The organism is Paenibacillus sp. 01T422, from assembly GCF_056398785.1.
In genome coordinates this window covers 1-830 of record NZ_JBFTQB010001448.1, presented here as the reverse complement: position 1 = coordinate 830, position 830 = coordinate 1, and the positions used below count along the sequence as shown (strand labels likewise).

The 830-nt window shown below is 35.2% G+C and carries 1 protein-coding gene; it reads left to right on the top strand.

Annotated features, from left to right (window positions below; genetic code table 11):
* A partial coding sequence (locus AC1DUA_RS39425; RefSeq protein WP_477504855.1) for a hypothetical protein occupies positions 1-766 on the top strand: 766 nt, incomplete at its 5' end.
* Between the last annotated feature and the right edge of the window lie 64 nt (positions 767-830).

Here is an 830-nt window from a genome sequence, read left to right as displayed (position 1 = left end):
AGATGTGATCCTCGAAACTAGTGCAGGAGTGCTATCTATGGTTCCAGGAGCAGGTCTAATTGCCGGCCCTGTAAAATCTATTATATCTGACTATGCATCCCGTCAGTTATCTAAGCGAGAAGAATTTAGGGTTGGTGAAGTTGCAAAATATTGTATCTCAAAAATAAAGGAAAAGTGTTCTTCAGGAGAGACTTTAAGAGATGATGATTACTTCTTTGCTAACAATGAGAACTATCGATCCAAGGCAGAAGAGGTTTTTGAGGGAGTTTTAACAAAATGTAAAATCGAGCATGAAGAGAATAAATCTAAATATATAAGTAACATTTTTATTAATGTATCCTTCAGTGATCATACAACAATTGGAGATGCAAACCATACTTTAAAGTTAGCAGGCAATATGACTTATCGCCAAATGTGTCTTATGTCTATTTATGTAAAGACTGGAAATCACGAGTTGCGCCCAAATGATAAGGAAGGCTACACGCACGAAGAAATTTCGATATTACAAGAGATTCATGATTTAGTTCAATTAGGAATCCTACAAAGGGTGACATTAGGGCAAAGTGTTATACAAGGTTTTGTAACAACTAATATGTTGACAAATAGCATTGCTGAAGCAAATTTTCATGTAGTGAGTAGTTGGAGAGATGTTATTCCTGGAAGAATGGTTCTTACCAACCTTGGTATTGAGTGTTTTAGATTGATGGGACTTTATGATATGCCATCTTATGAATATGATTATCTAATTGAAAGACTTAAGAACTGAGTTACTCTGTCGTCCAAAAACCTATACAGTGTAAAGAAAAACTTTACATCCCAAAGCCTTGATA